At 57.8% G+C, this 26140-nt stretch carries 20 protein-coding genes and 2 pseudogenes; 12 read left to right on the top strand and 10 right to left on the bottom strand.

Annotation, left to right across the window (positions count from 1 at the left end):
- Positions 1-326 (bottom strand): annotated as a pseudogene (locus tag LMG28727_RS32285) (sugar ABC transporter); the annotation flags it as partial.
- Positions 327-493: 167 nt separating this feature from the next.
- On the opposite strand from LMG28727_RS32285, the gene LMG28727_RS32290 reads away from it, so the two are divergent.
- Positions 494-1387: a LysR substrate-binding domain-containing protein gene (locus LMG28727_RS32290; protein WP_201646405.1), complete on the top strand. Its 894-nt coding sequence runs from the start codon at positions 494-496 to the stop codon at positions 1385-1387.
- 457 nt (positions 1388-1844) lie between these two features.
- Here the strand turns inward: LMG28727_RS32290 and LMG28727_RS32295 are convergent, their stop codons facing one another.
- From LMG28727_RS32295 to LMG28727_RS32320, 6 genes are all read right to left on the bottom strand, one after another.
- A complete protein-coding gene (locus LMG28727_RS32295; protein WP_201646368.1) occupies positions 1845-2108 on the bottom strand; it encodes a PAAR domain-containing protein in 264 nt (87 codons plus the stop codon).
- Positions 2109-2331: 223 nt separating this feature from the next.
- Entirely contained in the window at positions 2332-3978 is a 1647-nt protein-coding gene (locus tag LMG28727_RS32300; protein ID WP_407945892.1) for a tetratricopeptide repeat protein, read from the bottom strand.
- Positions 3979-3989: 11 nt separating this feature from the next.
- Positions 3990-6038 carry a phospholipase D-like domain-containing protein gene (locus tag LMG28727_RS32305; RefSeq protein ID WP_201646369.1) on the bottom strand — a complete coding sequence of 683 codons (2049 nt, stop codon included), beginning with the start codon at positions 6036-6038 and terminating at the stop codon, positions 3990-3992.
- 38 nt (positions 6039-6076) lie between these two features.
- Positions 6077-8809 (bottom strand): type VI secretion system Vgr family protein, encoded by a 2733-nt coding sequence (locus LMG28727_RS32310; protein WP_201646370.1) that lies wholly within the window; start codon positions 8807-8809, stop codon positions 6077-6079.
- Positions 8810-10121: 1312 nt separating this feature from the next.
- Complete coding sequence (locus LMG28727_RS32315; RefSeq protein ID WP_201646371.1) at positions 10122-10373, bottom strand: hypothetical protein; 252 nt, start codon at positions 10371-10373, stop codon at positions 10122-10124.
- Positions 10374-10485: 112 nt separating this feature from the next.
- The gene (locus LMG28727_RS32320; RefSeq protein ID WP_201646372.1) at positions 10486-11088 is read right to left on the bottom strand and encodes a TetR/AcrR family transcriptional regulator; all 603 of its coding nucleotides are present in this window, start codon (positions 11086-11088) and stop codon (positions 10486-10488) included.
- Positions 11089-11458: 370 nt separating this feature from the next.
- On the opposite strand from LMG28727_RS32320, the gene LMG28727_RS32325 reads away from it, so the two are divergent.
- The 4 genes and pseudogenes from LMG28727_RS32325 to LMG28727_RS32340 all read left to right on the top strand — a co-directional run.
- Positions 11459-12289 (top strand): SDR family NAD(P)-dependent oxidoreductase, encoded by an 831-nt coding sequence (locus LMG28727_RS32325; RefSeq protein ID WP_201646373.1) that lies wholly within the window; start codon positions 11459-11461, stop codon positions 12287-12289.
- A 149-nt stretch (positions 12290-12438) separates the two neighbouring features.
- The gene (locus LMG28727_RS32330; RefSeq protein ID WP_201646374.1) at positions 12439-13071 is read left to right on the top strand and encodes an NAD(P)H-binding protein; all 633 of its coding nucleotides are present in this window, start codon (positions 12439-12441) and stop codon (positions 13069-13071) included.
- Between the two features lie 536 nt (positions 13072-13607).
- Entirely contained in the window at positions 13608-14147 is a 540-nt protein-coding gene (locus LMG28727_RS32335) for a hypothetical protein (RefSeq protein WP_201646375.1), read from the top strand.
- A 222-nt stretch (positions 14148-14369) separates the two neighbouring features.
- Positions 14370-15428: pseudogene (locus LMG28727_RS32340) on the top strand (MFS transporter); the annotation flags it as partial.
- 90 nt (positions 15429-15518) lie between these two features.
- Here LMG28727_RS32340 and catC read toward each other — a convergent pair.
- From catC to LMG28727_RS32355, 3 genes are all read right to left on the bottom strand, one after another.
- Positions 15519-15797: a muconolactone Delta-isomerase gene (gene catC, locus LMG28727_RS32345; RefSeq protein ID WP_201646376.1), complete on the bottom strand. Its 279-nt coding sequence runs from the start codon at positions 15795-15797 to the stop codon at positions 15519-15521.
- A gap of 84 nt (positions 15798-15881) precedes the next feature.
- Complete coding sequence (locus LMG28727_RS32350) at positions 15882-17009, bottom strand: muconate/chloromuconate family cycloisomerase (RefSeq protein WP_201646377.1); 1128 nt, start codon at positions 17007-17009, stop codon at positions 15882-15884.
- 105 nt (positions 17010-17114) lie between these two features.
- Positions 17115-18038 carry a LysR family transcriptional regulator gene (locus LMG28727_RS32355; RefSeq protein WP_201646378.1) on the bottom strand — a complete coding sequence of 308 codons (924 nt, stop codon included), beginning with the start codon at positions 18036-18038 and terminating at the stop codon, positions 17115-17117.
- A gap of 173 nt (positions 18039-18211) precedes the next feature.
- Here LMG28727_RS32355 and catA point away from each other — a divergent pair, with 173 nt between their 5' ends.
- The 7 genes from catA (at position 18212) to LMG28727_RS32390 (ending at position 25877) form a co-directional block, all read left to right on the top strand.
- Positions 18212-19147: a catechol 1,2-dioxygenase gene (gene catA / locus LMG28727_RS32360; RefSeq protein WP_201646379.1), complete on the top strand. Its 936-nt coding sequence runs from the start codon at positions 18212-18214 to the stop codon at positions 19145-19147.
- Between the two features lie 130 nt (positions 19148-19277).
- Positions 19278-20636 carry a Rieske 2Fe-2S domain-containing protein gene (locus LMG28727_RS32365; RefSeq protein WP_201646380.1) on the top strand — a complete coding sequence of 453 codons (1359 nt, stop codon included), beginning with the start codon at positions 19278-19280 and terminating at the stop codon, positions 20634-20636.
- Positions 20633-21121, top strand: coding sequence for a benzoate 1,2-dioxygenase small subunit (benB, locus tag LMG28727_RS32370; RefSeq protein WP_201646381.1), 489 nt, complete (start codon positions 20633-20635; stop codon positions 21119-21121). Before LMG28727_RS32365 ends, benB begins: the two co-directional genes overlap by 4 nt.
- Positions 21122-21161: 40 nt before the next feature.
- The gene (gene benC, locus LMG28727_RS32375) at positions 21162-22202 is read left to right on the top strand and encodes a benzoate 1,2-dioxygenase electron transfer component BenC (protein ID WP_201646382.1); all 1041 of its coding nucleotides are present in this window, start codon (positions 21162-21164) and stop codon (positions 22200-22202) included.
- Positions 22199-22975 carry a benzoate diol dehydrogenase BenD gene (benD, locus tag LMG28727_RS32380; RefSeq protein ID WP_201646383.1) on the top strand — a complete coding sequence of 259 codons (777 nt, stop codon included), beginning with the start codon at positions 22199-22201 and terminating at the stop codon, positions 22973-22975. Before benC ends, benD begins: the two co-directional genes overlap by 4 nt.
- Before the next feature lie 59 nt (positions 22976-23034).
- Entirely contained in the window at positions 23035-24291 is a 1257-nt protein-coding gene (locus LMG28727_RS32385; protein WP_201646384.1) for a GTPase, read from the top strand.
- Entirely contained in the window at positions 24288-25877 is a 1590-nt protein-coding gene (locus LMG28727_RS32390) for a GTPase (protein ID WP_201646385.1), read from the top strand. The genes LMG28727_RS32385 and LMG28727_RS32390 overlap by 4 nt, the downstream gene beginning before the upstream one ends.
- Positions 25878-26140 lie beyond the last annotated feature (263 nt).

The following is a 26140-nucleotide window of genomic DNA, read 5'->3' on the forward strand; positions in this document are numbered from 1 at the left end:
AGCACGAGGAGTTCGTCAGCATTCACCGCTGGCGCAAGGCCGATATCGCTGTAGAGGTTCCGATGCCAGTCGGTGATGTGCTGCTGCCACCTTGCGAAATTGCCGCCGCCTTTCTGGCGATATTCCTCTCCCGTCAGGACATCGAGACCGTCAATCGTGTGGACGGCCAGGTAGACCGGACAACCGTTGCTTAACGACTTGAAGCGCTGCGACGTGTGAAAGCCAGTGACCGAGATGAGGGCGGGGAGCTTTTCAAGGCTGTAGAAGTCATTCCATTCGGCTTCGCTGGTGGGATCGGCGAAGCTGCATTCGACGGTGTAGATCATCAGATTATCCTTCGTTATAGCTTGGCATAGTGCAGCAAACGATCCTTGTTAACTGCAGTAATGTAATGATAGGCTGCCATTTCCAATGGCATATAGCGATATAAAGTCATCCTTCGGTGATGTTTTATCAAGCTGACGTCGAACGCATTCCAACCGGCGAGACTTTGATGCGACGTAAGATCCCAAGCAATTCCGCGCTCCTGGCTTTTGAGGCCGCGGCCCGACACGGCAGCTTCGCCCGCGCGGCCGAGGAATTAGCGCTGACCGAGGGCGCCATTAGTCGTCAGATCGGTCGCCTCGAGGTGTTTTTGGGTGTCGTGCTGTTCAAGCGCGTCGGGAATCGGGTGAGGCTTGCACCCAATGGCACGCGATACGCGGTGCAGGTTCGTGAGATTCTGGATCGACTGGAGCGGGACAGCCTATACCTGATGGGGCAGCCTATCGAGGGCGCGAGCATTGATATTGCCGCCATTCCGACCTTCGCCATCCGTTGGCTTATCCCTCGACTGAAACGCTTTCAAAATATGCATCCGAACATTACCGTGCATATCGCCGAGCGTATGGAGCCCTTCATTCTTGCTGGTAGCGGTTTCGACGCAGCAATCCATTTTGAGCATCCCGCATGGGCGGGTATGCATCTACATAAGCTGCTGGAGGAGGTGCTTGTGCCCGTCTGTAGTCCGGCGCTCCTCGCGGACGCCGGTGAGAACCGATCGCTAGACGATCTGCCACGCCTTCACAGGCGGCAAAATCCGGACGCGTGGCAGCTTTATGCACAAGAGGCCGGCATCGTGCTGACCAATTCGGCGGTAGGCGCACGTTACGATCTCCATTCCATGCTGATAGAGGCAGCGGTAGCCGGTCTGGGGGTCGCGTTGGTGCCGCGTCTTTACATCGGGACAGAGCTTAAACAAGGCCGTCTGGTCGCGCCTTGGCCGGACGGCAAAGCGATTACCAAAAACTTCTGCCTCGTTCTTCCTGAGCCGATCGAGTTGAGTGAAGGGCCACTGCAGGCATTTGCGAAATGGATACTTGACGAAGCCCGGGGCCTGGCGGTTTAAAGCATCGCCTGGTGCTCCCTTGCAAGGCGATTCGACTCGCCTCGAATTGACCGTCGTGAATTGACGAACGGCCGTTGTACCTTGAAAACCGTCGCAGATGCAGCGCGGGGTCGACCGGCAGCAACGGGTCGCCAAGACTCGTTCGCCGTTCTCAGAAGCCGACGTTGGCCTGCACCGAATCACGAATGACAGCAAAGCGGTGCATTGCAGCCCCGCGGCGGATAAACGGCGAGCGTCAGCTAAGGCCGATAACCTGCCGGCCAGGTTGACGGGGCGAGCGTCGGTTGTACTCCGGACGCGGTCATGGCTGTGTGACGAGCTTGAACGGCAGTTCGTAGTCGTGCGCAATTCGCTTCTACAACTCGAGAGCGCGGTTACTCCGGGTCAGTCGGTTACGTACGTACGCAACCGCCGCCGCTGGCAACCCAGATCCCTCAATGGCAAGCCGCGCACGAGGTCAAGGCACGGTAAGCGTCGGATGACGGCTTATGAGTGTGCACCCGCACGTCGCATGATGCCCGTGCAGGGCAGTCGGGGCTCCGCCAAGCATGCTGTTCCCGTCCCCTTCCGCTATGGTCTGCGTTCCGTGCTCCTTGCATTCAACCGTGTCACCCTTGCGGGCAACCGGCTTGCCGTCCACGATGTCGACGTTCGAACCGGTTGTGACAGTGCCCCCGTACGGGGCAAGCGTATCGCCTACGACAATGACCTGACGAGCCATCGGTTCACTCCACGAAAAATATCCGGCTCATGATGCAGTGCCGTTCCTGAAACCCGCTGGCGGTCATTCGATCAACCGCACGACCCTAAACATTGGACAGAAGACAGTGCGATAACGAAATACGCTAACCACGTACCGCCTGTCGCTACGACAACAATCACGAGTACGCTGACCACGTGCGGTATGCGTTTGCGCAGGAGCCAGCTTGCAGAGATCAGGCTGTCTACAAAACGATCTCGCGTATGCCGGGCATGCCGGTTTCCGCGTTCGGGCTGCCCAGATATGTCCATTGCAAGTCGTGGGCGGCGACGTCGATGAACTGCGCCGTGGGCTGCGGAAATGCGTGATCCTTCTCGACGAACGCCTGGCGATCCCACCGGTTATACAGGGTGGCCATCGGATGATCGTCGGCTATACGACCTTCCCATATTCCGGTCTGCGGGCAACGCTGCTGTCCGTTGCACCGGACAGGCGAAGTCTGCTGAGCGACCTCGCGCAAAGAGCCGGTATCGATCATCTGCTTCAGGAAATCGTACCGCTGCGGGGGCAAGGCATAGGCTTCACCAAGGTAGTGCCATTGCACATGGTCGGCGGGGAGCCATTCGAATGACGGCGCCTCGAAGCGCTCGCCGGCCTGGTAGCGTTCAGGTGTGTTCCGCCGGGCGGGAGTCAACTGGGTTTTATCAGCAGATACCGGACCGTAGAGAGCAAGCCAATAGCCATCACGCGGCACAATCTGGTTACCCATAATCGCCATCGTGCTTTGTTCCAGCGGGGGCACCGCGTACCCGTGCGAGACGAATTCACGTCCTTGAAGCGCTGCGCCCTGCTGGGCTTTGGGCGTAGGTGTGACGGCCTTTGCAGCGTTAATCAACGTTTGTGTGTTGCCGTCCCACTTGGGCAACAGCGCAGGAGGCAGGGGGAGCACCTTGTCGAGGTTGGGCAGTTTCAGGCGTCCGTCGTAGAGTTTCAGGACGTCTCCAATCTTGCTGTATCGTTGGGCACGTGCCTTATCTATGTGACCAACCAGGTTTTCTCCCCTTGTAAGACCGAACCCATTGAATTCCGTCGATAAATTGTCCGCGCAGTCCGCACAACCTAGTTTGACTCCTTCGTGCAGAACATGAAGCGCTCGAGATTTCGATTCGGACGTGGTTCCACGGTATATATACGAGAGCTTGTCAGCGGCCGGACCATAACCTTGCGCGAGGGCACATTCCAGCATCTTGCTCGCAATGGGTAAATTCCCCCAAAATTCCCCGCGCGGGTCATCATAGGTTCCGGACATCTTATCCCCCAGAAACGCCATTGCTGCTGGACTTCCCATATCCGCCGCTCGCTGAAAGAAAGCGTAGGCACTGGTGGCGTCACCGCCCTTGACCATCCTGTTGAGGTGATACACACCCATCCGGTCGTAGGCATCGGGAATATTCAGCTTCATTGCTTTCTCGACCCACTGGATCGCGGCTTCAGGATCCTGCTGTGGCACCCCGGGGCGTTTGCTCAGAATCAATGACGCGAGATTGAGCATCGCTTTCCAGTGGTTTCGCTCGGCCGCCTGCAGATAGAGCCGATACATCTTCGCGTAGTCGATCCTGTCGATAGGGACGCTCGGATCATCCAGCGCCAGTGCCTGCTGAAACCACATCTCGGCCTGCGGATCGAGGGGCGGAACCTGTTGTGCCTCATAGACGCAGTTGAATTCCTTGCGATGCGGATCGAAGAGCGGGAGTTTCTCGTAACGTGGCAGGTCAGACATGGCAGTGGTCAGCTTGTTACCCAGAGAGGTCAGGGCACCTGCGTGAGCCGAAGTTACCAGCATCAGCAAGGCAGCGGTGGCAATACACAACGCATTGAGAAATGCTTTCATGCGAGGTCCGGTCAGGCGGGAACGGATTGGGTTGAGGACGGTACGGAGATTGAGCCGTACAGGGTGGTGGTCGAACGGTGATCTTCAAACGGCAGCAGGAAGCCCGTCATGGGCTGTCCCTTCCTCATCTTCGACAAATTGTCGTTCATAGTCTTGGTCCACAGCTTAAATACATCCGGTAAGTCTTTCGGATCACCGCTATATGCAACATCACCACCGGAATGCAGCGCAAACACGCGCTGACGCAAATCGGCAGCATAGAGTTGACCCGTCGCAGCAATATTGATCTCGCTGTCGACTGACATACTGCGCTGATTCAGGTTGGCGCTGCCTACGGTAATAAACACGTCATCGATGATCATCAGCTTCGAGTGGATGTAGATTTCGCGATAAGCCATGTTGTGGTCTGCATCAGCGCCACTGGTGCGCAGGCGGGCGACACTCACCTCAAGACCTAGCGTTCGTTCGAGATCCTCCGTGCTGGGGCGGTCAAGTACCTCACCATGTCCTCTGGTACTTTTTCCATAGACAGAATTGAGATTACCCGTGTCCGCCAGATCGCCCTGTTCAGCCATCGACGAACCGGCTCCAAGTAAGGTCAGTGCGTCGTAGGTACGCGGTACCATCTCTCCGCGCTCTGGATGTGGAATCACGATAAACAGGTGCAACTTCGGCATCTCGGTGACCGGTTGTTGTGACGTTTTCATCCAGTCGCTGCAATGCTTCTGTCGCGTCTTGATCAGATTCCGCGCAAACTCCGGGTAAAAGAAGTACTGGTTCTCGATGTAGATATAGTTGCGGGCGCTACTGGTCGCCTGGAAATAGACTTCCTTGATTGACTTCTCACGCTCATGGGGCTGCGTCCGCAGGATCTGGACAAGATGCGCCGGATTTCCCGCCACCTTCGGAATCTTTACCGGTGGCTCTGGTGGCGTCTGGAACGGAACCGGGTGACCGAGTGCCGCCGCCCATCCGTTCTCGAAGTTGAAGTGCAGTTGCGCAAGCGCCGGCCCAACCACACGGCATGCGTAGTCCTGATGCGGGCGACCATGCACATAGTGTTCGTGGCCCTCCCCATGCTGAGCTGCAGGTTTCGAAAAGCTGTTTCTCACCCCCTGGTAAGCCCTGCTGGCCAGGTTGTCCTTGTCAGGCGCTTGCTGCGTTGACAGTTCACGGGCCAGCTCGTCGCTGATCTGTTTATCCGACAGGACCTCACGTTTCGGATCATCTATCGCATGGGCGGTCCGGTCCCAGTAGTCCGTTACCGAATTCAGTCCCATGACGTAGCCGACCGCCTTGCTGCCGCTGTCGTAGGCGTAGTCGATCAGGACTGGCTTCTGGTGGTGCGTTGCAAATTTTTCCAGCTGGCTTTTCTCGTCGGTTACGCTGAGCGTGGCGCTGACGGGCTGGTCCTCTTCAGCAGGTGCAACGGCCCGCAAGGCGGTCGCATCGGCTTGCGAGACACCACGTAGGACAACCTGCAACCGCGGATTCGTGCCGCGTCCACTCTTGCCGCCCGGCAAGTTGACGTTCCACCAGTCGATGCAATATTGATTGCGCGTCGAATCCTTGTAGGGTGGGTCCTGCTGCAAAGCGTACCGCTGGATCGGGTGCCCCAGGCGGGAGACTGGGACGTCGGTCAATCCTGGCATGTTGTTCTGGACCTTGGACCCATCGTCGTCGTACCAGATCAGCAGGCGCACCGTGACCGGATTCTCCTTGCGCTTCGTGATCTCGTCGAGCAGCTCGCCGTAACGGATGCCGCGCGGCCAGGTGTCGCTGTTCCGCTCAAGCTCCATGCCCGGATCGAAACCCCAGCAGACGATGTCCGCCGACTGCCTCGCTTCCCGCAGGTCTTTGGCGATCTGTTTGAATCCATCTTCGCCGCAGATCATGAAGTTCAGGGTGTTGCCCCTGGTGATCGGGCACGTGCCGTCTCCGTGTCTTTCTTTAATGTCCCTGTGTTCAACGAGGAACTGAAGCGCACTCTTCGCCTGCCGGGTCTGCTCGTCGATAGCGACCTTTGCAGGCTTGTGAGTCTTGAGTGGGAACTGGGCCACGTCTAGGTCCTCTTTGATAAATAGGGTAGGCGTCGCGCTCAGCTATGCCGTTCGCCCATGTTCGTGAGCTGGTCGACGTGATCAGGATCGGTTGCAAGCGCGTCTTTCACGTTCAGGTCATATTCCGCGCCGTTGCTCAGTCGTGCCGTGTAGGCGGGTGTGCCAGCCAGGTGATCCTTCACGACAATCCGTCCGAACTCGTCCGTGACACCTTCGCCGATCTTTGCGCTGCCCTTGTATAGCTCGTATGGCTCGCTGGCAATCTGAGGCCCTTCGCCCTGGAGTGCCTGCAATGCGAAATGCAGTTGCTCTTTCTCGGGCGGCAATGCAGGAATCGTCGAAGTGCTCACGCTGTCCGGCCCGGTGAACGTCCGGTTCGCCGAATGGACCTCAAAGCCGCCCGACGTACCGTGCCTGATCTGCCCGGATGTCCACCGGGTATAGCTGCCACCGCCGTTGATCTCGACCTCCTGCTGCGCGCTGAGCGTGATCTTGGTCGCGGTCACCGTCACGTTCAGCTTCGCCAGCAGATTGATACTGTCCTTCAGCGCCTTCACATCGATGTCGCCTGCGGCAGCGACGAGTCGCATGCCTGCCTCGGTGACGAACAGGCGAAACGCGCGGCGCGCGCTGGCAAAGAAGCCACCGCCCGTGCTGATCGATACGTGCTCGCCGGTCGTGACTGAGGTGGTCTTGCCGCTACTCAGATGAATCTGCTCCGGCGTGCTGGTTGCGACGCCTGCGGGACTTGCGATCACGAGGTGCGGTTGCTCGAACTGCTTCAATGCTCCACCGCCCTGAATGGCCTTGGCCTGCGCTTTCAAGGTACTGGCGACTGCCTTCTGTTCGCCATCCTGTGCGCCTGCTGTCTGAGCCGACTGCGCGAGGCTCGCTGCGATATCCTGGGCACTCGCCAGCTGGAGGTTGACCTCATCGACGCTGAACGCGTCACCGGTTGCCCCTGAGCGCGGATGAGTCGTCAGTAGCAGCCCGCGCGCACCACGCACGGCCGCATTCCCGTCGGTGCGCAGTTCCACGCCTTCGCCGCGCTTCTCGCCGCGACCGGACGGCTCACTGACCCGCGTGATATAGCCCGCGTGCAGCCCCGATTCGAGGTGATCGCTGCGTATTTGCGTCTGCACCTGACCGGTGGTGTCGTCCTTGAGCCAGACGTTGTTCTGGCTGCCGCCGATTTCCTTGCTGACGAACCCCGACAGCATGTGCTGATCGGGTAGGTTCCATTGCGGCCGGTTCGCTCCGTTGCCCACGCGCGCCGTAATGAGCGGCCTGTCTGGATCACCGCCGAGAAACGATACGACCGCCTCGTCGCCAATTCTCGGCAGCTGGATACCGCCAAAGCCGTCGCTTGCCCACGGCTGCGCGACACGCACCCAGCACGAACTCTGGTCATCGCGTTGGCCGATGCGGTCCCAGTGAAACTGCACTTTCACGCGGCCCAGTTCGTCTGTATAGACCTCCTGTCCTCCTGGTCCGACCACGGTCACCGTCTGCAACTGCATGACGGGCTTCTGATGTTCAAACGGACTGCGAAACGGCACGGACTTGCGCTGGACCTCGATCTCGACGCGGAAAAAACCGCTTGATCCATCCGCGTGCGTCACGCTGGAAGCCGGGTTGTCCTGAGTGTTTTCACGCGCCTGGGCTAAACGGTTTTGCAGGCTGTGCGGGAGGTTGGCATGATGGCTCGATGCCGGAATGTTGTTCTCGATCAGCCACACCGTTTCGATGATCGCGAACTGCCGCCTGTCGGCAGCGTCGGGGTCGTGCTCGGGATGCCCGGTGAGTTCGAACCAGCGACCGGCGTCGATGCCGCGCACACCGCCGACACCGTAAAACCGCTTCGCCTCCGATTCCCATTGCTCCATACGAATCTTCGACAGGTGTTCGCCGCGTTCCTGTTTCAGGTAGCTATAGGATCCCGTGTATTCGTAGACTTCCAGTTCGTCCGGCAATTCGTGCGACACCGTGGGGATGCTGGTGCCTTTCGGATTGGCGAATGACGACGGGCTTTTGTAGTCGGCTGTGCGGGTTGTCAGCACCGCGCTGTGCAGGGTGCGCTCGCTGGACCAGTGAACCAGTGCGTCCAATTCGCTGTTCGTACCGTAGCGGGAAAACTGCACCGTCTGCGGCGCAAGCGGTTCAAATGTGTCAAGCCGGTCCGTAATCGTCAGCGTATGCGACTTGCCGTCCTCGCCCTGTGTCCAGAAGCCGAACAGTCCTTCCTCTTCGATCAGCCGATGAGCAAAATTCCAGTCGTCTTCATATTGTGTGCAGTAGGACCTCGGCGGTAACGGCGTCGAGAGTTTGAACTGGAAGTGAGCTTTCGCTTGGGGGTGGGCATTGAATACATCGGTCAGGATGGCATCGGCGGACTTGTCCTGCCAGATACGCTGGTCGCGGCGGAATTTGAGGAAATTCATCCACGAAGCAAAACGGATCGAATAACTGGTTAAGCCGCCTTCTGATCCAAGTCGCCGCACGCCGAATACATAGCCATGAAAGGGGCGATAGGATTTATCCGCCTGTTGAAGCCACAGGGTTACCGGCTGGCCGATCAGTTTCTTAAGCTTGATATTGCCGTTTGTTGACTGAACGTCGAGCGTGAATTCGAAATGCCGCCCGATTCGCGACCAGCCCACCGCCCGTTGCGGTAACAACACATTGCTTCCGAGCGGCGTGTCCAGTTTCAGCAGACGGTCCTGCTGGATCAGGCCACCCTGAATGGCTCTAACAATATCCTGCGCATCCATATCCCCCCCGGTGCATTTTTTCGTGTTTATTGTCGAAAGCGGCGGAGGATTTTGCGATCCGGAAGTCAATCGATTGACCGATAAAGCCTGCATTCCGACAGGAGATTCAATACCTCTAACACGTGCGGGCCGTATCCTTAGCGCAATAAAGTGCGTAAAGACCCTCCCTTAAACCAATCAGATACTAGAGGGGAGAGTTTCATCTGATCATATCAGGCTTTGTATAATTTCAAGGCAGATTGGTGACATGAATTAGCGGTTTTATGCTGGATGGATCTATTCCACTCGCCTCGGGACGGCGCGCTCAAGTTTGTCCTGTCTTGCGACAATCGTTTATCCGGAATAAATATTGACGAACCCGTCGACTTGCGAGGTGACTACGATTGAGTGATTCCGCGCAAACTTGCGTACCCGGGTTATCAGGTAAATCATTTAAAATAAATAAATCGCGAAAAATTTCGTAAATTTTCGGATTAAATTGTTCTGGGATTTGATACACCAAAAATCGTGTAAAATATTCGCTTCCACTGAAACAACTTCTCATTGGTTCTGTGCCGTTTTCCATGATTTTTCGGAGCTTGAGATGCCGCTACTTAACTGTTCGCGAACGATGGTCTCTGGTTCGGATGGACTGGTATCGCCGACATAGTTGAACCAGTGCATCCCACGCGCGATCGCGATTAGCGGCCGCAGGATCTCGCGGCCTGGCCGCGCGGTGTTCTCACCAAGTTGCTGCGAGCCTTGGCAATGCTGCAATAACGGCAACTGCTACCAAGCGAGGTTTGACGGCGTAACACTAAACGAACCCACACACGCTGCACAAATTCGAAAAAACGGACTTCACGACAAGAAGCTGGTGATGCGGATCGCTTCTGAAAGACAAGGATATCCGACCCAACGCAAGGCTGTAGTTCGGGATTAGCTGACATCCGACCAGATAGGGCGCATACGGCGAGTGGTGGACTGCAGACGGTGGTGATATCACGCGGCTCGATGTCAGCTTCCCTCTTCAGCGAACTCACCCTTTCGACCCACTGCAGTCAGATAACTTTCTCTAAACCGGTCAGTCAGCCGAACCCCCATTTTGCGAACTGGAGTGCCAAAAAGCGGCCGTTGGCGACTTCACCCAACGGCCATGAAGCGCCATTCGCCTAAGCCGTCGAGCGAACGTTGGGACGTCGGCTCCGCACCATCAAACGGCCATTCGACTTGCGAAGTTGATGGTTGCTTAATCGGCACGTAAGCGCCCTTTCCGACTTTGACGCACGGCAACGTGCCGCCCCACACGAGCCCCGTATGTATCGCAGGTAAATTAAGACTGGTTTTTCTGTTGACTCAACAGAAGTTGTTCCGCAAACGAGGCCGGTTTATCTGCGCTGACGACCGGCGTTCCAAAACGATTGAGCGTGACGCCAGTGAGCGCCTTGTTTTCATCGAGGCCAACGGGGTTGAAGGAAGCACCCGGCGCGAGTGCCGGCGCGCCGAGGGTCTTCGCACCGGCGCCTGTTGGCAGGTTACCGGAAAGGGTTCCGACAGCGACAAGAGGAATCGGGCCAATGCTCATCTCAAATCTCCAGAGTTAGGTAGTGCGGGTGAAAAAACAAAATTCTGTGCCCCACGTCAGCAGGCCCTGTCCTTGGCATCGGGTCGGTGCGGGCTTTCTGATCCATTCAGAGTCACCGCTTCGATGGGTGAACAAGAAGATCGAAAGCCTCATCGATATAGTGCGTCAACGGATGCGCTGCCTCTTCCTGGCGCCAGTTTTCCTTGGCGAACCGAAGCGTACCCATCGCCATCATGGCGGTCAGACGTAAAGCGGGTCGCCGGGCCGGATCCGGCCATAGTTCGTACATCGCCTCGGCCAGCACATCCTCCAGCTGAACATGCAGCGCTTCCTTGCGTAACCGCAGTGTCTCGATCGATCGCAGGATCCGATCCGCCATCACTGACTCGGTGGTCTCGTACATCGAGGCCAGGATCAAAAAAGTCTTCCGGGCGGCATCAAGCGGCGATTGCTTGGGCGATTGCTGCAAAAAGGTAGGGCGCAGAAGGCGCGGGATATTGCCGCTCTCGTGCGCAAGCAGAACCTCTTCTTTCGACTTCAGATAGTAGAAGAAGGTGCGTCGCGATATCCCCGCTGCCGCAGCGATCGCATCGAGTGTCGTTGCCTCGTAGCCATTCTCTATAAAGAGCTTCAGACCGGTTTTGGCGATCAACTCGAGCGTCAACTGGCGTTTGCGTTCGCGCAGGTCACTCGTGGCGTTCTCTGTATCAATCATCGTCGTTACTTTGATGGCCGCTGAGATTCGACCTTTTCCGCTCGGAAAGAGGTCTTCACTTGCCGGTGATATAGGCCAGGGGACCGTTCCATCTCTATCGGAACGCGGTGCTGGTCAAAGGGAGGCACGGCGGCCGGCAACTCCCGTCTTTGGGATTATGCCGTAGCCGTCGATCGCCTCTCATGCGTGCCAGCCTCGAAACGAGATGCTTGGATTCCGCGATGACCTCGCGCCGAACCAGCGGACACCATTGCTCCTGGATTCTCGCCGTGCGCCCGGACACCTCATTTCGACGCGTCTTATTTCTTGACATTATTACACTCAGTGCGATAAATTGCACTAAGTGTAATTCACTTTCGGAGTCAAGAACATGAAATCGTCAAAGGTCTGGTTCATCACGGGTACATCGAGCGGGTTTGGCCGTGTCTGGACGGAAGCCGCCCTGAAGCGCGGCGATAAGGTGGTGGCCACGGCACGTCACGTGGGCGAGCTTGACGAGCTTGTAAAGGTTTATGGGGAGGCAATCGTGGTCCTGCCGCTCGACGTGACAGACCGCGAGGCCGTGTTCGGCGCGGTCGCCCACGCGCACCGGCAGTTCGGACGCCTGGATGTGATCGTGAGCAACGCTGGCTACGGTTACATGGGGGCGATCGAGGAACTGGAACCCGAGCAAGCGAAAGCGAGCTTCGACACCAATGTGTTCGGAACACTCTGGGTGATTCAGGCCGTGTTGCCGATCCTGAGGGCGCAGGGCAGCGGCCATATCTTTACCGTGTCGAGCATCGGGGGCGTCATCGCTTTTCCGACGGGAGGGACTTATACGGCGACCAAATTTGCCGTCGAGGCCATGTCGGAAGCATTAGCAGCCGAAGTGGCTTCGTTCGGCATCAAAGTCACCGTCCTGGAGCCGGGTCACTTCACCACCGGGTTTCGCTCGGCAGTGCAATCCCCGCCGGCTATCACAGCGTACGATCTCGTCCGTCGGGCCATTCGCTCGTCGTTCAAACCCGAGGATTTTGGCGATCCGGCTGCGACAGCAGCGGCGATCTTCGAAGCCGTGGATGCGGATGAGCCGCCGCTTCGCCTGGTGCTCGGTTCGACGACGATCGCGAAGTTCAGGGCGGTCTATCAGGCACGGTTGAGCAACTGGGACAAATGGGAAGCCGTATCGAACGCGGCTCAGGGCGCGCGGCAGGCTTAAGGCAGCGTTGTGTCCCCTATGTTGGCGACGAGGTTCATGTGACGATTAATTTCGAAGGTATCAAGCAATAGATCTTCGATTTTTCTTTGCGCGCAACGGATTTTTACCGACTTGCGTTGATTCGAACACCTGGATGGAATAACGCGAAAATGAAGCTGCTGCTGCTGGGTGCGACAGGATTGGTGGGAAGCAGAACACTGGCGCTTGCGCTTGCTGACGACGTCTTTTCCGAGGTGATTGCGCCAACGCGTCGGCCGCTGGCGCCGAACGACTGGCTAGTGAATCCGGTCGGGGAGTCCTTGGAAAGGCTTGTGCCGAATCTGATGTCGTATCGGCCCGATGCGGTCATATGCGCATTGGGAACGACTCGGGCAATAGCAGGCTCGAAAGAAGCGTTTCGTTACGTCGACTACGAACTGCCTGTCGCCATCGGGAAGATGGCGCACGCCGCCGGCGTGGCGAGATACGCGATTGTGACGGCCATGGGGGCATCCACACGGTCCATGAGCTTTTACTACAGGACCAAAGGAGAGGTCGAGAGAGACATCCGGAAAATCGGTTTTCCATCCCTTGCGATCTGCAAGCCCAGTCTTATCGACGGTGAACGAAATGAAAAAAGGAAGGCGGAAGGCGCCGGACTGGCGTTGCTTCGCGTCCTGGGGCCGGCTCTCCCGAGGAAATTCCGTGTCAATCCTGCGGATGCCATTGCTGCTTCGTTGATCGACGCCGTTATTACAGGAAAAGCGGGGTGTCGTTGGATTTATTCAGAAGAAATGAGTTGAACCCGTGCGACCCCGGGTTCCTCCGAGCCAACAGGGCGGTGTTACAGATCGGCAATTGACCAATGCATACGGACACGAAAACGTAAACGTTCTTCCGTTTGGAATTCCGCTTCGCTTTTTAAGCAATTGCTTCGTTGCGTATGAATGTCTCATGTCGGCGAGACAGCGGATCAGCAGATCCTGACTGAATGACTCAAACGGGTCGAGTCTCTGCCTTTTGCATCCCGGTCGCGATTGGCGATTGATCTCGGTCCGCGTCGGACCGGGTTCGGCCAGGAGGCGACATTCGACACATCAGGCGAAATCATCGAAAATCGGCGATACTGCGATTATAGGTTACTGGTTAGCAAGTGCAAATAGTTGAGTCGGGTTACATTGCAATGCGCTTAGTTCAGGACCATTTCGTTTTATACAGAATCTTAGAAACCGAAGTAAAAGTAATTGATTATCTATCGCTTCCGACAAGGGGTTGAGAGTTGGGGAAAATAATTTTTTTGTTGATGTTGCCTACACTCCTCGTCATTGTGCCGTATGGAATGGTGAAAATCGGCAAAGACGCCGAAAAGTGGCAGATAGAGATCAATAAAATATTAGAAACAAAAGGCATTCCTCAATGCATGCATTTTTTCTACTCAAAGGGAGCAGTTGCATTTGAAGCGATTTCTCAAATAGTCCTCACTGGAACGTTTCTGTTCATGAGCGCCGCGTGGTTGTGGGCTCCCTCGAAGCAGCCAAATGATCGTCTGGCTGCAATCGTGCTTGGCATAATTTTTTTGCCCGCAACAATTTTCTTTGGAAAGAAGGCTTGCGACACTGTTCGAATTTGGTGGAGCATCAACACACCCGCAGTAACGCTTTCAAAAACTGGCTATAAACACGGGAATTTTCAATTCCCGTGGGCTTTCGTTGCAAACGTAACTGCGACTAGTGGATACAGGAGAGTGCCATCGATCGTGGTGACATTTAAAAACGTCAATGGAAAATCAGAGAGGGATGTAATTAACTTGTCGCTATTGAGAGACCGGCATTTGGAGGCCTACATCAATGCCTACATGTCAACTTCTCAAGAGAACTGACGGGACGACAATTTTTAGCAATGGGAACAACCCGTGACCGGTTACTTGCCCGTGCTTTTGAGTGTCTGCTTCGGAGCGCGACCGCTGGCCGCTCCGGGGCGACAGGCGCCCTTCGAGCTATTCCGACTTTGGAAGCGTTCTGCTCGTCAGAATGCGAAGCAAAAGGGGTCGAAAGAAGCTGGGCAAGGCTTTCGGCGAAAACGGGGTTTTATACATAGAGATACGGCTACCAACGTCATCATGGCGTCCCTGGAAAGCGCTACCGGGTTGAATGTCTGGCGCTTTATCGCAGGGATCGGTATCGGCGTCGAACTGGTGACGATCGGCACCTACATTTCCGAACTGGTGCCCAAGCAGATTCGCGGCCGCGCATTCGCGTGTGAGCAGGCGGTGGGTTTTACCGCTGTGCCTGTGGTGGCGTTTCTGTCGTTTCTGCTGGTGCCGCGTACGCTGTTCGGCCTCGACGGCTGGCGTTGGGTCGTGTTGATCGGCGCCCACGGCGCATTGTTTGTCTGGTGGATCCGCCGCGCACTGCCGGAAAGCCCGCGTTGGCTTGCGCAGCAGGGGCGCGTTGCCGAAGCCGATCGCGTGATGACGCAACTCGAAGCGAAGGTGCGCCGCGAATACGGCCGCGAGTTGCCGCCGCCCGCGCCTGCGGTGCCGGTTGCACCGCGTGGTAGTTTCCGCGATATGTGGGTACCGCCGTATCGCAGCCGCACGCTGATGATGACGATCTTCAATATCTTCCAGACGGTGGGTTTTTACGGCTTCGCGAACTGGGTGCCGACATTGCTGATCAAGCAGGGCATCACGATTACCACGAGCCTGATGTACTCGAGCGTGATCGCGCTGGCTGCGCCGTTAGGTCCGGTGATCGGGCTGTTTATCGGCGACCGCTTCGAGCGCAAGACCGTGATCGTGGTGATGGCCGGCGTGAATATCGTCTGCGGGCTGTGGTTCAGTCAGGCGTCGGGGGCGGTGTTGCTGGTGAGTCTCGGCGTGTGCCTGACGCTCGCGGGCAACATCATTTCGTATAGCTTTCACGCGTACCAGGCAGAGCTTTTTCCGACCAGCATTCGCGCGCGGGCGGTGGGCTTTGTTTACTCGTGGAGCCGTTTTTCCGCGATTTTCACGGCTTTTCTAATTGCTGAAGTGTTAAAGCAGTTCGGTACGGCGGGTGTATTTGTGTTTATTGCCGGCGCAATGTTGATCGTGATGCTGGCGATTGGATTGATGGGACCGCGAACCAAAGGTCTCGAACTGGAAAAAATCTCCCGCTAGCTGGCGGGTAGCTGGCAGGTAGAGACCAGGTGCGGGAAGGTCTGGCAAGAGCGGCGATCCAGTCGCCGTTCTGGCCAGCACGCTGCCTGGTTAGCGTATCGACGAAGGATGACGCGCGAGCGCGGTCACCTTCATCGTCATATAGGGGAATAACGGCAGACCCGAGAGGATCGTGTGGAGTTCGTCGTGAGACTCGACGTCGAACACGCTGTAGTTCGCGTACTCACCGACCACCCGATGCAACTGCTGCCACTTTCCTTGCCGTTGCAGATCTTGCGAGTAAGCCTTTTCGCGGGCCTTGATTTCGTCGGCCTGCGCCGCCGGCATGTCGTGCGGAAGGTGTACGTCCATTCTGACGAGATAAAGCATTGTTTTCCTCTGCGAAATAAGACGCTCCCGCCGGCCAGATGACGGGAGAAGTCGAAATGGTCAGGTTGCGTTGAACTAGTGTGTTCAGGCGTTTTTGTCGCGACGATAAAAGGCGAGCTTGTCTTCATCGATATGAAGGCCCAGGCCCGGGCCTTCCGGCAAATGAAGATCGAAGTCCCGATATTGCGGCCGCGCAGTGACGATGTCGTCTTTCACGAGGAGCGGGCCGAACAGTTCGGTGCCCCAGGCAAGTTGGGGAAGCGCGCAGAATCCATGCGCTGACGCGATCGACCCAATACTTCCTTCCAGCATCGTCCCGCCGTACAGCGAGATACCGGCGGCATCCGCAATAGCGGCTGCGCGCATCATTCCGTAGATACCGCCCGACTTGGCGATCTTCAGCGCAAACACGTCGGCACACGCGTCGCGTGCGAGTTCGAGTGCGTCTTCGGGGCCTGTCACGGCTTCGTCGGCCATGATCGGCACGATGAAGCGCGCCGCCAGCCTGGCGAGTGCTCCGCGCTGTTCGCGCGGCGTGGGTTGTTCGATCAGGTCGACGCCAGCGGCTTCCAGGGCGGCGATGCCGAGCGTGGCGTCAATTTCGCTCCATGCCTGATTCACATCGACGGTGACTTTGGCGCGGTCGCCGAGCGCCGACTTGATCTTCGACACGTGAGCGACGTCGTCACGAACGCTGCGCCGGCCAATCTTCAGCTTGAACGTATTGTGGCGACGTTCGGCGAGAAGCATTTCGGCTTCTTCAATGTCCCGTTGCGTATCGCCGCTGGCGAGCGTCCAGAGAACCGGCAGCGTCTTGCGGACCGCGCCGCCGAGCAGTGTAGAAACCGGAACGTTGAGGCGTTTGCCCTGAGCGTCGAGTAATGCCGTCTCGATGGCACATTTGGCGAAGCGGTTACCTCGGGCAACCTTGTTCAGCTTCAGCATCGCGCTGTTGATGTTGGTCGCGTCCTGCCCAATGAGCGCGGGTGCAAGGTAAGTGTCGATGGTCAGCTTGATGCCTTCGGGACTCTCGTCGCCGTATGACAGACCGCCAATCGTGGTGGCTTCGCCAAGGCCCTCGATGCCGTCGCTCGAGCGCAGGCGGACGATGACGAGAGTTTGTTGCTGCATCGTCGCCATGGCTAGCTGATGCGCGCGAATGGTCGGGAGGTCAACCAGAATCGCTTCGACGGAGGTGATTTGCGGGTTCATACCTTGGATGGCGGAGTGGACGGGTTGGTGCAGTATTGCCCGCCTGATAATCGGCTGTCCAACACCATTAACGTCTAGTGCCATACCGCAGGGGTATGACAGGCGTTAGCGGCCCCGTTCCGTATGGGGTGTGTAGGGTATTTTTTCTTCGTCGTACAGCCGATAGACGAGTTCCAGCATGGCCTGGATGTCCCGCGACTCGTCGAGCGCGCGCATGCTCATGATGATGGGCGACACCAGCGTCGGGTCGTCCAGTTCCTTGTAGCTCACGTCGTCCCGTTTCAGGCCGTTGACGCTGCTCGGAACAATAGAAATGCCTTCTCCCGCTGCGACGAGCCCGAGCGCGATCTGCAATTCCCGTACTTCATAAATTCGCCGGGGCTTCAGAGCACGGTCGTGAAAGGCCGCCAGCACCTGGTCTGCGTAACTGGGGCGCGGCGCCTTCGGGAAGATGATGAGTGTTTCCTGAACCAGATCGCGAAGTGCAAGAACGGACTTGCCAAGTGAAAGCGGATGCCCCTCGGGCAACGCGACGATCATCTGCTCTTCGCGGAGAATCACCCGGCGGATGTTCGTGTCCTCCAGCCGGATACGGCCGAAGCCGACGTCGATGCGGCCGTCTTTTAGCGCCCTGATCTGGTCCATCGTCGACATTTCGTGGAGGCTGAGTTCGACAGTCGGGTTCTGGTCGCGAAAGCGCCGGATGATTTTCGGCAGCATGCCGTACAGCGTCGAACCGACAAAACCGACTGACAGGCTGCGCTCGATATTGCCCACGCGCCTTGTCATGGATTCGAGGTCGGCTGTCTGCGCCAGCAACTGCGCGGCATGCGAGTAAAAGAACTTACCGGTCTCCGTGAGCTTCAGCGGGCGCGAGTTGCGCTCCAGCAACTGCACCCCCAGCGTCTCCTCGAGTTGTTGGATTTGACGGCTCAAAGGTGGCTGGGCAATGTTGAGCCGTTGCGCCGCGCGCGTGAAATTGCGTTCCTCGGCCACCGCGACGAAATAACGAAGATGCCGCAGTTCCATTTCAATACCTCCTGGATATAGCCCGATACCAAATCAGTGTTGGACGCGGCTTTGTACTGTCCATTATTCTGCTTTCACACTCTGTTTCAGCACCCAATTATACCTTTCAGACATATCTAGACCAGTGCCGAATCAAGGGTTAACCCACACAAAACAGAGATTCAGGAGCAGACATGAGCGTCAAAGTGTTTGATACGAAGGAAGTGCAAGACCTGCTGAAGGCCGCTGCCAACCTCGGCAGCCAGGACGGCAATGCTCGCGCCAAGCAGATCGTCAATCGCCTGCTCGGCGACCTGTTCAAGGCCATCGACGACCTCGACATGACGCCCGACGAAATCTGGGCCGGAGTCCACTACTTCAACAAGCTTGGACAGGACGGGGAAGCTGCGTTGCTGGCTGCGGGTCTCGGTGTGGAAAAATTCCTCGACATTCGCATGGACGCCGAGGATAAGGCGGCCAGAATCAGCGGCGGCACGCCCCGCACGATTGAAGGCCCGCTGTATGTCACAGGCGCACCGGTGCGTGATGGCGTCACGAAGATCGACGTCGATCCGGACGAGGATGCCGGTCCGCTGGTTATCCGCGGCACGGTGACGGGGCCGGACGGCCAGCCGGTTGCGGGCGCAGTGGTCGAATGCTGGCATGCCAACTCGAAAGGCTTCTATTCGCACTTCGACCCGACGGGCGCCCAGAGCGAGTTCAATCTGCGCGGTGCAGTCAGCACGGGAGCCGACGGCAAGTACGAATTCCGCACGCTGATGCCGGTCGGCTACGGCTGCCCGCCGCATGGCGCGACCCAGCAACTGTTGAACGTGCTGGCCCGCCACGGCAACCGTCCCGCGCATGTGCACTTCTTCGCCACCACTGACAAGTACCGCAAGCTGACGACGCAAATCAACATTGAAGGCGATCCGCTGATCTGGGACGACTTCGCGTACGCAACCCGTGAAGATCTGATTCCGCACGTGGTCGAAAAGACCGGTGGCATAGCGCTCGGCATGAAGGCTGACGCATACAAGGAAATCGAGTTCAACATCGAGTTGACTCCGCTGGTTCAGGGCAAGGATAACCAGCTGGTCAATCGGCTGCGCGCGTCCGCCACGGCCTGAACGTTCGACGCGCGTTCAACGCGCGTTCACGCGGCTGCTACGTCCGTACCCCTGCTGCCGCCCAATTCTCCGCTCAATTTTTCTACACCGATGCGCGTGCTCCGCCAGGAGCACGCGCAGGGAGAAACTCATGTCTGCCACTATCGACAAAGCCCAGCAGCTGGATGAACTGCTGAATACCGCTGTTCAGGATGACAGGGAAAACGGCGTATTCCGTTGCCGCCGCGACATCTTCACCAACGCCGATCTGTTCGAACTCGAGATGAAGCATATCTTCGAGAGCAATTGGGTTTATCTCGCGCATGAAAGCCAGATTCCCAATAACAACGATTACTACACCACGTGGATTGGCCGCCAGCCGGTCGTCGTTACACGTGACAAGACTGGCGAACTGCATGCGGTTATCAACGCGTGCGCGCATAAAGGCGCCATGCTGTGCCGCAAGAAGCACGGCAACAAAGGGACCTTCACGTGTCCGTTCCATGGCTGGAGTTTCGCCAACACCGGCAAGCTGCTGAAAGTGAAGGATGTGAAGACCACCGAATACCCGGTGCAATTCAATACCAACGGCTCGCACGATCTGAAGAAAGTCGCGCGTTTCCAGAGCTATCGTGGCTTTCTGTTCGGTAGCCTCAACGCGGACGTGATGCCGCTGGAGGATTACCTCGGTGAGACCAGAGTCATCATTGATCAGATCGTCGATCAGGCTGCCAACGGCCTCGAAGTATTGCGCGGCAACTCTTCGTATATCTACGAAGGCAACTGGAAGATGCAGATGGAAAACGGCTGCGACGGTTATCACGTCAGCACCGTGCACTGGAACTACGCGGCGACGATGGACCGCCGTAAGGTCGATGGCACCAAGGCAGTGGATGCGAATAGCTGGAGCAAGTCGGTAGCCGGCGTATACGGGTTCGACCACGGCCACATCCTGCTGTGGACTCAAACGATGAACCCGGAGGTGCGGCCGGTCTATCAATACCGCGACGAAATCAAACAGCGTGTTGGCGAGGTGCAGGCGGATTTCATCGTCAACCAGACCCGCAACCTGTGCCTGTATCCGAATGTGTTTCTGATGGACCAGTTCAGCACGCAGATTCGCGTGGTGCGTCCGATTAGCGTCGACAAGACCGAAGTCAGCATTTTCTGCTTTGCGCCGAAGGGCGAGAGTGCAGAAGATCGTGCTACCCGTATCCGCCAATACGAGGATTTCTTCAATGTCTCGGGCATGGGCACCGCCGACGACCTCGAAGAATTCCGTGCCTGCCAGGCCGGTTATGCCGGTACCACCGCGCTGTGGAACGACCTGTCGCGCGGTGCGCCGTTGTGGGTCGAAGGTCCCGATGCGAATGCGAAGACGATGGGATTGAAGCCGCGTATCTCCGGCGAGCGCAGTGAAGACGAAGGTCTTTTCGTCTGCCAGCACGAATACTGGGTGCACGTGATGCGTGACGCGCTGAAGAAGGAACACGAGGAGGCGCTGGCATGAGCTTCGACCACCAGAAGATCTGCGCGGTGCTGTACCGCGAAGCGCGCCTGCTCGACGACCGTCAATGGGACGACTGGCTTGCCTGCTACACCGTCGATGTCACGTACTGGATGCCGGCATGGGATGACGACGATCAACTCACCGACGACCACGAGAGCCAGATTTCGTTGATGTACTACCCGGACCGTGGCGGCCTGGAAGACCGCGTGTTTCGCATCAAGACCGAGCGAAGCGGCGCTTCGATGCCTGAACCGCGTACCAGTCACAACGTCACCAACGTGGAAGTACTGGCGCAACGCGATAACGAAGTGGACGTGCGTTACAACTTCAACACGCTCAGCCATCGCTATAAGAGCACCGATCAATTCTTCGGCACGATGTTCGTCACGCTGCGAAAGGTGAATGACGCACTGTTGATTTCGTACAAGCGAATCGTGTTGAAAGACGACTATATCCGCCAGGTACTCGACATTTATCACGTTTGATATCGGGTACCGGAAGGAAACAGGAAGCACAGGAGGCAAGATGTCCAGCTACAACATTGCACTGAATTTCGAAGACGGCGTGACCCGCTTCGTCACCTGCAAGGCAGGCGAGAAGGTGCTCGATGCCGCATTTCGCGCGAAGATCAACCTGCCGATGGATTGCTCCGACGGCGTCTGCGGCACCTGCAAGTGCCGCGCAGAAAGCGGCCGGTACGATCTCGGCGACGATTACATCGAAGATGCGCTGAGCGAAGACGAAAAGGACAGCGGTCTGGTTCTGACCTGCCAGATGGTGCCCGAAAGCGACTGTGTGATTGCGGTGCCGGCATCGTCTACTGCATGCAAGACCGAGCAGAGCAAATTCGCAGCGACGGTTTCGAAGGTGGAGCAGCACAATGACGCGGCTGTCGTACTCGAACTCGAGGTGGACACGTCAGCGCCGGTATTTTTGCCGGGGCAGTACGTGAATATCGACGTGCCCGGCAGCGGCCAGCATCGTTCGTATTCTTTTTCGTCGGCACCGGGCGAATCGAAGATCAGTTTTCTGATCAAGAGAATCAGTGGCGGCGTGATGAGTACGTGGCTCGAATCCGCGCAGCCAGGTAGCAAGGTGGAATTGACGGGGCCACTCGGCAGTTTCTATCTGCGCGCAGTGGAACGGCCGTTGCTGTTTCTCGCGGGCGGCACGGGACTCGCACCATTCCTGTCGATGCTGGAAGTCCTCGCGCGCACGAATTCACAGCAGAAGATTCACCTCATTTACGGTGTGACCCGGGACCTCGATCTGGTACAGGTCGACGCCATTGAAGCGTATGCCGCGCAACTGCCGAATTTCAGTTTCAGTACGGTCGTCGCCGACGCGGATTCGGGCCATCCCCGCAAAGGTTGGGTGACGCAGCACATGCCGGCCGAGGTGCTGAACGATGGCGATGTCGATGTTTACCTCTGCGGGCCGCCGCCGATGGTCGACGCCGTGCGCAAGCATTTCGACGACAACGGTGTGAAGCCGAACAGCTTTCACTACGAGAAATTCACGCCCAACGCGAGCAGCGCACCCGTCGCTGCACCGAGGGCTGCATGATGACGCAACGATTCGCAGGCAAGGTGATGGTCGTGACCGGTGCGGCGCAAGGCATCGGTCGCGGTGTCGCGCTTCGTGCTGCGGCCGAAGGTGCGAAGGTGTTGTTCGTCGACCGTGCCGACTTCGTGTCCGAGGTGGCCAGTGAAGCGAATGACGCCGACACGGCGGGATTCGTCGCCGACCTCGAGACATACGAAGGCGCGGCGTCCGCGATGGCGTTTGCGGCAAGCCGGTTTGGCGGCATCGACATTCTGGTCAACGGTGTGGGTGGGGCGATCCGCATGCGTCCGTTTGCCGAGTTCGAGCCGGCGCAGATCGACGCGGAAATTCGCCGCTCGTTGATGCCGACGCTGTACGCGTGCCACGCGGTATTGCCGTATCTGCTGAAGCGGGGCGCTGGAACGATCGTCAATGTGTCGTCGAATGCGACGCGCGGTATTCGTCGTGTACCGTATTCGGCGGCCAAGGGCGGGGTCAACGCGATGACACAGTCGCTGGCGATGGAATATGCTGCACACAACATTCGCGTGGTTGCCACTGCGCCAGGCGGGACCGATGCGCCGCCGCGACGCGTTCCGCGCAACACCGCCGGCGATAGCGAACAGGAAAAAACCTGGATGGGCGAAGCGGTAAAACAGGTGACCGACTCCACCTTTTTGAAACGCTATGGCAGTATCGACGAACAGGTCGCGCCGATTCTGTTTCTCGCGTCCGACGAGGCCGGCTATATCACCGGGACGGTGTTGCCGGTGGCCGGTGGCGATACGGGCTGAACGAGGGGGAGTCATTATCACGTTGGCATTCGAATTTGCGAAGAGTGAAGGAGCACGCTTTGTCTAACGATATTCGCGAGCGGGCAACCGGTGACGTGGTTTCGGTGCTGCCAGCGCGGGCCGACGACCTGACACGGCTTCGAACGTTGCTTGAGAACAGCGAGCCCATCGTCACGGTCATCGGCAAATACAACCACGGTAAAAGCCGCTTGCTGAACGAACTGATTGGCCGCGACATTTTTGCGGTTGCCGACAAACGCGAAACAGTGGCATTGTCCGACAGCGTGCATGAAGGCGTGCGTTGGCTAGACGCACCGGGTCTCGATGCGGATGTCGGCACCGAAGACGACCGTCACGCGTTGCACGCTGCATGGCTGAAGTCCGACATTCGCCTGTTCGTGCATGCCGCCAAAGAGGGCGAACTCGATGCAAAGGAATTGGCACTGCTCGCCGAATTGGATGAAGACGGTGGCCGGACCCGGCGATCGACGCTGTTCGTGCTGTCGCAGATCGATCAGTTAGCCGACGATACTGAACTGGAGAAGGTAAGCCGCCGGATCGACACGCAATGGCCCGGCGTCGTGCTCCATGCGGTCTCCGCTACGCGCCATCGAAAAGGGGCAGAGGAAGGCAAGAAGCTGCTGCTGGAGAAAAGCGGTGTGCCGTCGCTGCGGGTCGAGCTTGGCGCGGCCCTCGCTCGCGTACCCGCAGCGCGAGCCCATGAAACTGCGCTGCTGTTTGCTGAAATCCGCAAGGAACTCGTCGAGCTTCTCGCTGTGCAGCAAGAATCGCGCGATGGGTTGAGCCAGACACAGAACCAGCAACGGCTCGAATTCGACGCCGGGCTGCAGACTGTGATCGGCAAAGTGAGTGTCGATATCGAAGCGATGCTGGATGCACTCGGCACCGACCACGCCATCATCCCGGACACCGCAAAGGATGCGTACGCGATTACCGCAGGCAAGCTGGAGCGCGCTCACATCCAGATTGCGTACTCGCGCGCCTGCATCGCGATCGACAGCTTTCTTGCCGGCCACGGCGTGATCGGCCTGCCGGCAGAGCAGGAAACCGTCGCGCGTGCGCTCAACTCGGTCATGGTCGCCGTGATGGGCGTGTCGGTGAAGTTTCGCAAGGACCTGCGCCGGATGTTTTGCGAGCCGTCGGGCCGCGAACGCATGCAGCGCGATTTCAGTCACTACTATGAGTTGTCCGCCGACAGAAAGGCGCTGGCGGCGCGAATCGCCGCCGGCGAATCAGCCGTGATCGCTTGCGAGAACGCGTTATCCGCTTTGCGCGCACTGGAGCACACCGGATGAAAGCGGACGCGAGCAATGAACAGCGCTTTATCGCCGACGTGGATGCGTTCGAGTTCATCGCGTGCGAACTCGATACCATATTGCATTTACTGGAAGACTGGCTTGCGCGACTGACTGACAGTCTGCAATTGCATGGCCTGACAAGTGCCGGATTGACGGAACGCAATCCGTTGGTCACGCAGGCCGACGCCATTAACTCGCTGCTGCGACATAGCGTGCCTGCTTGGGCTCGGCAATGGGCCAGCCTGAAACCTGCGCAGGCATTCGCCGAATCGTTCGACGACAAAGTACTGCTGCTGGTATTCGGCAAGTTCAACGCCGGGAAAAGTTCGTTCTGCAATTTCCTCGCGGATCGGTTCGCGGCATATGGCAAGACGGTGCAGTACTTTTATCTCGATGGCGGCCGCATCGTCGAGACATTGAAGCCTTTCAAGGAAGGCGTGACGGAAACCACCGCACGGCTGCAAGGCGTCTGTCTGGCCGGCAAACTCGTGCTCGTGGATACGCCGGGACTGCATTCGGCGACATCTGATAATGCGGCGCTGACTCAACGGTTCACAGATAGCGCTGACGGCGTGTTGTGGCTGACCAGTTCCACGTCGCCCGGGCAGGTCCAGGAACTCGACGAGCTGGGCCGGGAGTTGCATCGCAACAAGCCGCTATTGCCGGTCGTGACGCGAAGCGACGTGTATGAGGAAGATGAGATTGACGGTGAAATTCGCAAATGTCTGCGGAGTAAAACTGCGCAGAATCGTGCCGAACAGGAGGCTGATGTCACGGCGCGTGCGGCGGAGAAACTCGTAGCAATGGGCGTGGCTACGAGTCTTCTGAAGACGCCCGTGTCGATTTCGACGTACCTGGCCCGTGCACTTCAACACACGCCGGCCGCAATGACCGAGTCGGGATTCGAGAGGCTTTACGCGGCGCTTCTCGATGTGGTTGAGCCGACCCTGGCGTATAAGCAGCGCAAGCTTGCTGAGATGTTCCTGCATCACCTGGAAGAGAACGTGATGAGCACGTTGTGCGTCGATGCCATGTCGATGCTGGCGGAGTTGGAGGCTTTGTCCGAAGCTGCGTTGAGTCAGCTTGAGCGACAGCAGGAGCAGATCACTCAGGCTGTGTGGCGCAGCGTTATGCCGACCTTGCCCGATCTGCTGGAGCAGCACGCGGCAACACGCGATGTGACTGCCGTCTGCAATGGCCTGACGCAATCTATCCTTACTTCGTTTTCGCGAGAAGTGAGCGGGCAGTTGGGTGATTACGTCATCGAACTCGAAGCCGACGTTGCGGCACTCCGATTGACTGACGACGCTCAGTTCGAGGACATCGTGATCGCACCTTCAGTTGCAACCGGACACGTGCGCACGGTGATCGGGGTCGACTATCAGCGCCTTCATGCCGCGCTCGGAAAAGCGATTCACAAGTACGTTGTTCAACTATCCAGCCATGCAGTTGGACAGTGCCACGCTTCCGTCAAGCTGTTGATGCAACGCGCTGCGGGTCTGGAAGACTCGTTGCGAGTGCACGAAGACGATTTGCTCAGGCTGAAGGTGAAGCTCCGGCATGACTTTGCTTTGAACGAATAATAGAGATTGATACAAGGGCGTTCGGTATCGTCGTGCTTCGGTTTCAGTCAACCGAAAGCATAGACGGGCAAGACGCTTCAAGATGCAGAACGACATCGACCGGTGCGTAGCGCAAGGCTACGGACTCTACTTACTCAGCCCCTAGGCAGGGTGAGGTCGCGCTGCCTGCGTGCTGTGTACCAAGACTGTCTGCGCGAGATGGGTTTCGGGTGGGGGCAGGAGCGAGCCGCTCCGCTACCACGAGACACAGCGATTCTGTCCGG

The sequence above is a fragment of the Paraburkholderia metrosideri genome (assembly GCF_904848625.1).
Lineage (GTDB): Bacteria > Pseudomonadota > Gammaproteobacteria > Burkholderiales > Burkholderiaceae > Paraburkholderia > Paraburkholderia metrosideri.

What these genes read in the sequence shown, in the direction of transcription:
- LMG28727_RS32365 (WP_201646380.1), top strand. Translation starts at nt 19,278, where the DNA reads ATGTCTGCCACTATCGACAAAGCCCAGCAGCTGGATGAACTGCTGAAT.
- benB (WP_201646381.1), top strand. Translation starts at nt 20,633, where the DNA reads ATGAGCTTCGACCACCAGAAGATCTGCGCGGTGCTGTACCGCGAAGCG.
- LMG28727_RS32335 (WP_201646375.1), top strand. Translation starts at nt 13,608, where the DNA reads ATGGTGAAAATCGGCAAAGACGCCGAAAAGTGGCAGATAGAGATCAAT.
- LMG28727_RS32355 (WP_201646378.1), bottom strand. Translation starts at nt 18,038, where the DNA reads ATGGAACTGCGGCATCTTCGTTATTTCGTCGCGGTGGCCGAGGAACGC.
- LMG28727_RS32310 (WP_201646370.1), bottom strand. Translation starts at nt 8,809, where the DNA reads ATGGATGCGCAGGATATTGTTAGAGCCATTCAGGGTGGCCTGATCCAG.
- benC (WP_201646382.1), top strand. Translation starts at nt 21,162, where the DNA reads ATGTCCAGCTACAACATTGCACTGAATTTCGAAGACGGCGTGACCCGC.
- catA (WP_201646379.1), top strand. Translation starts at nt 18,212, where the DNA reads ATGAGCGTCAAAGTGTTTGATACGAAGGAAGTGCAAGACCTGCTGAAG.
- LMG28727_RS32350 (WP_201646377.1), bottom strand. Translation starts at nt 17,009, where the DNA reads ATGAACCCGCAAATCACCTCCGTCGAAGCGATTCTGGTTGACCTCCCG.
- LMG28727_RS32300 (WP_407945892.1), bottom strand. Translation starts at nt 3,978, where the DNA reads ATGAAAGCATTTCTCAATGCGTTGTGTATTGCCACCGCTGCCTTGCTG.
- LMG28727_RS32320 (WP_201646372.1), bottom strand. Translation starts at nt 11,088, where the DNA reads ATGATTGATACAGAGAACGCCACGAGTGACCTGCGCGAACGCAAACGC.
- LMG28727_RS32330 (WP_201646374.1), top strand. Translation starts at nt 12,439, where the DNA reads ATGAAGCTGCTGCTGCTGGGTGCGACAGGATTGGTGGGAAGCAGAACA.
- LMG28727_RS32315 (WP_201646371.1), bottom strand. Translation starts at nt 10,373, where the DNA reads ATGAGCATTGGCCCGATTCCTCTTGTCGCTGTCGGAACCCTTTCCGGT.
- LMG28727_RS32295 (WP_201646368.1), bottom strand. Translation starts at nt 2,108, where the DNA reads ATGGCTCGTCAGGTCATTGTCGTAGGCGATACGCTTGCCCCGTACGGG.
- benD (WP_201646383.1), top strand. Translation starts at nt 22,199, where the DNA reads ATGATGACGCAACGATTCGCAGGCAAGGTGATGGTCGTGACCGGTGCG.
- catC (WP_201646376.1), bottom strand. Translation starts at nt 15,797, where the DNA reads ATGCTTTATCTCGTCAGAATGGACGTACACCTTCCGCACGACATGCCG.
- LMG28727_RS32290 (WP_201646405.1), top strand. Translation starts at nt 494, where the DNA reads ATGCGACGTAAGATCCCAAGCAATTCCGCGCTCCTGGCTTTTGAGGCC.
- LMG28727_RS32390 (WP_201646385.1), top strand. Translation starts at nt 24,288, where the DNA reads ATGAAAGCGGACGCGAGCAATGAACAGCGCTTTATCGCCGACGTGGAT.
- LMG28727_RS32325 (WP_201646373.1), top strand. Translation starts at nt 11,459, where the DNA reads ATGAAATCGTCAAAGGTCTGGTTCATCACGGGTACATCGAGCGGGTTT.